This window comes from Flavonifractor plautii ATCC 29863, assembly GCF_000239295.1.
Taxonomy (GTDB): Bacteria; Bacillota; Clostridia; order Oscillospirales; family Oscillospiraceae; genus Flavonifractor; species Flavonifractor plautii.
Map to the genome: position 1 here is coordinate 1 of NZ_JH417742.1, position 5,668 is coordinate 5,668.

The window sequence follows — 5,668 nt, forward strand, 5'->3', positions numbered from 1 at the left end:
GTTCACCGTCCAATATGTTTGACAAACCTACAAGGTTTTCCCCCCAAACAGACGGTCTTCCTCCCTCTCCTTGTATCCACAGGTACAAAGTGATAGAATAGGGAAAACAAGCTCCCCATACCCAAGCCGCCGTGGCGAGGAGGTATCCTATGAAAATCCGTTTTCTCGAGCCGGGCAACCGCCCCTACAAGCCCACGCCCCTCAACTACTTCGTCTACGACCGCTACATCCGTACCCCCTCCGTGGGACTCAACACCCTGGCTACCATTGTCAAGGAGCTGGTCGATGACACCTATATGTACAGCGAGTCCATCTCCCGTATCGACATGGACGACGTGGAGGACGCGGACATCGTGTTCATCGGTATTTTCACCTTCGCCGCCGTCCGGGGCTACGAGCTGGCCGACCACCTCCGGGCCCACGGGCGGGGCCTGGTGGTGCTGGGCGGTCTCCACGCCTCCATGAACTGCGCCGAGGCGGCGCGCCACTGTGACTATGTGCTGCTGGGCGAGGGGGACGAGACCATCCGCGCCTTCGTGGAGGCGGTGGGCCGCGGGGAGCGGCCGGACTTCCCCGGCTTGGCCTGGATGGAGGGGGAGGAGCTGCGCTCCACCGGCTATCCGCCCCCGCCGGAGCGCTTCGAGACGATTGCAGACCGTAATTTAGTCCACAATTATTCCAAAATGGTGGGGCACAGCACCCTCTGGCCCCAGGTGCACGCCTCCCGGGGCTGCCCCCATAACTGCGACTACTGCGCCCTGGTACGCCACTTCGGCCGCCGCGTCCGCACCCGTTCGCCTGAAAATGTGGTGGCCGACATCCGGGAGTCCATCCGCTTCTTCCACCGGGGCCACGTCCGGCTGGCCAAAGATCTCTGGCTCACCGACGACAACTTCTTCGCCGACCGGGACTGGGCCATGTCCGTCCTCCGGGCCATCGTGGATAGCGGCATCCGCTACCGCTTCAACGTGCAGGCCCGGTACGAGGTGGGCTTCGACGACGAGATGCTCGACCTTCTCAGGCAGGCCGGCTTCTTCGAGCTGGATCTGGGCATCGAGTTTCTGGACGACGCCTCCTTCGCCACCTACCACAAGAAGAGCACCCGGCAGGAGATCATCGACGCCATCCGCAACATCCGCGCCCACGGTCTCAGCGTCCGGGGGCTGTTCATCCTGGGCTCCGACGACCAGGAGGCGGGCGTGGGCGACCAGCTGGCCGACTTCGTCATCCAGAACCACATCCAGGGCACCCTGATCCAGTGTATGTACTTCGTCCCCGGCACGCCGGTATACGAGGCCAACCGGGACCGGCTGCTCCACCAGGACTGGTCGAAATACAACGGCAACGCCGTCCACTTCCCCCGCCGCATGACCCCCTACCAGCTCCAACTGGAGCACATCCGGGCCAGCCGGAAAATCTACTCCTGGCGGCGGCTCTTCTCCGCCCTGGTGCGGGAGGACCCCATCCACAAGCTACTCTTTTTGGGGGAATTTTTCTGGCACATGAGCGTGCGCAGCGATCTGAAAAAGGAGCTGCCCTACCTCAAGCGGATCTCCGAACAGGCCGCGTGCGCGCCTCACTAGAGGCGCGCACGCTTTTTCGTACCATATCATGTTGTGGCTACGGGGTGCGGAGCAGCTCCTTCCGCTCGCTCTCCAGACCGGCCTGCCGTCCGGCCAGCTCCTGATCCATCTGCTCCAGATTCCGCAGCGCATTGAGCACCCGGACATGAACCTCAGACACGCCTTCCTGGGCGTCCTGGATTTTGGACTGTACCATCCAGTCCATGAAAAAACCGTCGAAGAAGTAGTCGGCAAAGGTGGCGAACTCCCCGATCTGTACCTGGGGAAGCTCCATGTCCCGCACGTCGGCCAGCTCGGTGCGGAAGCGGGACAGGGCCCGTTGGGCGTGGTCGATGCCCGCCCGGGCGTCGTCGATGTGCCCGTGCTTGGCCATAGTGGTAAACAGCCCGCCCCCCAGCATGTCCCAAGTCCCCCAGCTCTCGGCGCTGTCCAGGCTGTCCAGCACGCCGGACAGGGCCTGCTCTGCCTGCCGGCCCGCGTGAAGGGCCTCCCCAACCTCCCGGCGCTGGGCCGCCAGCGCATCCAGCGCCCGATCCAGCTCCGCCAGGCGGGTTCCCCCGGTGCCGCCCAGCTCCTTCAAGCGCTCCGCTTTCTCTCCCAGCAGAGCTTCCAGCCGTGTCCGGACGGCCCGCAGCTCCTCCCGCTCCTGGAGCAGATCCCGAATCCGCTCCTCCAGATCCTCCGCGTCCCGCCGGGCCTGGTCATACTGGAGCCGGGCGGCCAGCTCCTCCCGGCGCTCCTGGGACAGCCGGGCCTCCCTGTCCCCGGTGAGGAAGAGCAGCAGGGCCCGCAGGCCCCCCCTCTCCAGCTTTTCCACGTCCTCCCGCTCCTTGGTCAGAAGCCGGGCGGTCTCCTCCACCCGGGCCTTCCGCTCCTCATACTGCGCCCGCAGATCGTCCAGCCGCCGCTCCAGCCCATTTGCCCGGGCCAGCCGTCCGTTCAGCTCGCTCAGCTCCTCGTTGAGTTCTCTCAGCCGCTCGTCCATGCCGTTCCCCTCCTTTTCTTTTATTCTACGCCTTCCGAAGGGAAAGCGCAAGGAAATCCGCTGGACTTCCCCGTCAAATTCGCGTAAAATAGCCTTATTCCAATCCCACAAGGAGCGCTGATATGGACACAATCATTCAGATACTGGCCCGGGAGCTGGGCCGGAGCGAGGCCCACGTGGAGAACGTGGTGCGCCTCATTGACGAGGGCAACACCATCCCCTTCATCGCCCGCTACCGCAAGGAGCTCCACGGGGCCATGGACGATACCGCCCTGCGCACCCTGGCCGACCGGCTGCAATACCTGCGCAATCTGGACAAGCGGCGGGAGGAGGTCAAGTCCGCCATCGAGGGCCAGGGCAAACTAACGGAGGAGCTCTCCGCCGCCATCGACGCCGCCGCCACCCTGGCGGAGGTGGAGGATCTCTACCGCCCCTATAAGCAGAAGCGCCGCACCCGCGCCACCGTGGCCCGCGAAAAGGGGCTGGAGCCTCTGGCCGAGCTGCTCTTCGCCCAGGCCGCGGACGGCCCCGCGCCGGAGGAGGCCGCCGGGGCCTTTATCGACCCGGAGAAGGGGGTGGAGACGGCGGAGGACGCCCTCCAGGGGGCCAGCGACATCATCGCCGAGCGCATCTCCGACGACGCGGACATCCGCAAGCGCCTGCGGGAGCTGGTGTGGAAAAAGGGATCTCTGGTCTCCGCCGCCGCGGCCAAGGAGCCGGAGGACACCGTCTACCGGCTCTACTATGCCTTCCGCTCCCCGCTGAACCGGGTGCAGGGCCACCAGGTGCTGGCCATCAACCGTGGAGAGCGGGAGGGCGTGCTCAAGGTGAGCGTGGAGATGGACCGGGAGGCGGCCCTGATCCCCATCCGCCGGGCGGTGCTGAACCCCGGCGCCCCCGCCATGGCCTTCGTCCGCGCCGCCGCCGAGGACGCCTACGACCGGCTGATCTTCCCCTCGGTGGAACGGGAGATGCGCGGCCTGCTCACTGAGCAGGCCGACGAGGGGGCCATCAAAATGTTCGGCCTCAACCTCAAGCCCCTGCTGATGCAGCCGCCGGTGAAGGGCTTTGTCACCATGGGGCTTGACCCCGGCTACCGCAACGGCTGCAAGGTGGCGGTGGTGGACGCCACCGGCAAGGTGCTGGACACGGCGGTGGTCTACCCCACGTTCAGCCAGCGGAAGAAGGAGGAGGCCATCGACGCGCTGGCAAAGCTCATCCGCCGCCACGGCGTGGCCCACATCGCCATCGGCAACGGCACCGCCAGCCGGGAGACCGAGCAGATGACGGTGGAGCTCATCAGGCGGCTGGGCGGCGGCGTCAGCTACATGATCGTCAACGAGGCGGGGGCCTCGGTCTACTCCGCCTCCAAGCTGGCCGCGGAGGAGTTCCCCGACTACGACGTGAACCTGCGAAGCGCCGTGTCCATCGCCCGGCGGCTCCAGGATCCCCTGGCCGAGCTGGTGAAGATCGACCCCAAGAGCATCGGCGTGGGACAGTACCAGCACGACATGCCCCAGGCCCGGCTGGACGAGACCCTCTCCGGCGTGGTGGAGGACTGCGTCAACGCGGTGGGGGTGGATCTCAACACCGCCTCCGCCCCCCTGCTGTCCTATGTGGCGGGGCTGAACAACACCACCGCCAGAAACATCGTCAAGTACCGGGAGGAGAACGGGGCCTTCACCACCCGGAAGGGGGTGCTCAAGGTGCCCAAGCTGGGGCCCAAGGCCTTTGAGCAGTGCGCCGGCTTCCTGCGGGTACCGGAGAGCCGCAACGTGCTGGATCACACCGGCGTCCACCCGGAGAGCTACGGCGCGGCGGAGGCCCTGCTCACCCTGTGCGGCTACGGCCTGTCCGACGTGAAGGCCGGCGGCCTGGACGGGCTGCGGGAGCGGGTGGCCGCCTACGGCGAGGAGAAGGCCGCGCAGGCGTGCGGCGTGGGAGTGCCCACCCTGCGGGACATCGTGGGCGAGCTGATGAAGCCCGGCCGGGACCCCCGGGACGAGCTGCCTCGCCCCATCCTGCGCACCGACGTGCTGGAGATGAAGGATTTGAAGCCCGGCATGGAGCTGACCGGCACGGTGCGCAACGTCATCGACTTCGGCGTGTTCGTGGACATCGGCGTCCATCAGGACGGACTGGTGCACATCTCCCAGCTCCGGGAGGGCCGCCGGGTACAGCACCCCTCCGAGGTGTGCGCTGTGGGCGACATCGTCACCGTCTGGGTGCTGGAGGTGGACGAAAAGAAGAAGCGGATCTCCCTCACCATGAAGAAGCCAAAGGGCTGAACCGGCCTTGACGGGCCCCGCCGCAGGCGGGACGCGGCGCATGCTGCGCCAAGCGTTCCGGCCGGCAGGCCGGAACCTTGAACTCGCCCGAATTCACTTCGGGCGGGTTGTGTGAAATGAGGGGCCCCCGCGCGGCCATGGCCGCGTGGGGCGGCGAGAAGAAGAAGCGGATTTCCCTCACCATGAAGAAGCCAAAGGGCTAAACCGGCCTTGACGGGCCCCGCCGCAGGCGGGACGCGGCGCATGCTGCGCCAAGCGTTCCGGCCGGCAGGCCGGAACCCTGAACTCGCCCGAATTCACTTCGGGCGAGTTCAGGGAAATGAGGGGCCCCCGCGCGGCCATGGCCGCGGGGGGCGGCGAGAAGAAAAAGCGGATTTCCATCACCATGAAGAAGCCAAAAGGGGGAGCGGTATGATTCTCAGCTTTGACGAGGCGGGCGCGCTGCTGGACGAGATGGCGGAGGAGTTCCCGCCGGAGTTCTACGACGAGCTCAACGGCGGCATCGCCCTGCTGCCCGAGGCCAAAGAAGACCCGGAGGGGGAGCACGGCGAGCTCTACATCATGGGCGAGTACTGCAACGACATGATGGGCAAATATATCAACCTCTACTATGGCTCCTTCGCCGCCCTGGCCGGGCAGGAGGACTGGACGGAGGAGGACTGGGAGGACGAGCTTTACACCACCCTGGCCCACGAGTTCACCCACCACATCGAGGGCCGCGCCGGGGAGCGGGGCCTGGAGCGCAAGGACGAGCAGTTCATGGAGGAGTTCCGCGCCGGGCGCGGGGAAGATCGGAAGAGCGTCGTGTAGGG

The 5,668-nt window shown here is 66.3% G+C and carries 3 protein-coding genes; 2 read left to right on the forward strand and 1 reads right to left on the reverse strand.

The genetic code is table 11. The features are described from left to right. The first annotated feature begins 149 nt into the window (after positions 1-149). Entirely contained in the window at positions 150-1,583 is a 1,434-nt protein-coding gene (locus HMPREF0372_RS08355; protein ID WP_007490802.1) for a B12-binding domain-containing radical SAM protein, read from the forward strand. A 37-nt stretch (positions 1,584-1,620) separates the two neighbouring features. Here HMPREF0372_RS08355 and HMPREF0372_RS08360 read toward each other — a convergent pair whose 3' ends face one another. Further along, complete coding sequence (locus tag HMPREF0372_RS08360) at positions 1,621-2,568, reverse strand: hypothetical protein (RefSeq protein ID WP_155116993.1); 948 nt, start codon at positions 2,566-2,568, stop codon at positions 1,621-1,623. Positions 2,569-2,690: 122 nt separating this feature from the next. On the opposite strand from HMPREF0372_RS08360, the gene HMPREF0372_RS08365 reads away from it, so the two are divergent. Continuing rightward, complete coding sequence (locus HMPREF0372_RS08365) at positions 2,691-4,856, forward strand: Tex family protein (protein ID WP_007490805.1); 2,166 nt, start codon at positions 2,691-2,693, stop codon at positions 4,854-4,856. Positions 4,857-5,668 lie beyond the last annotated feature (812 nt).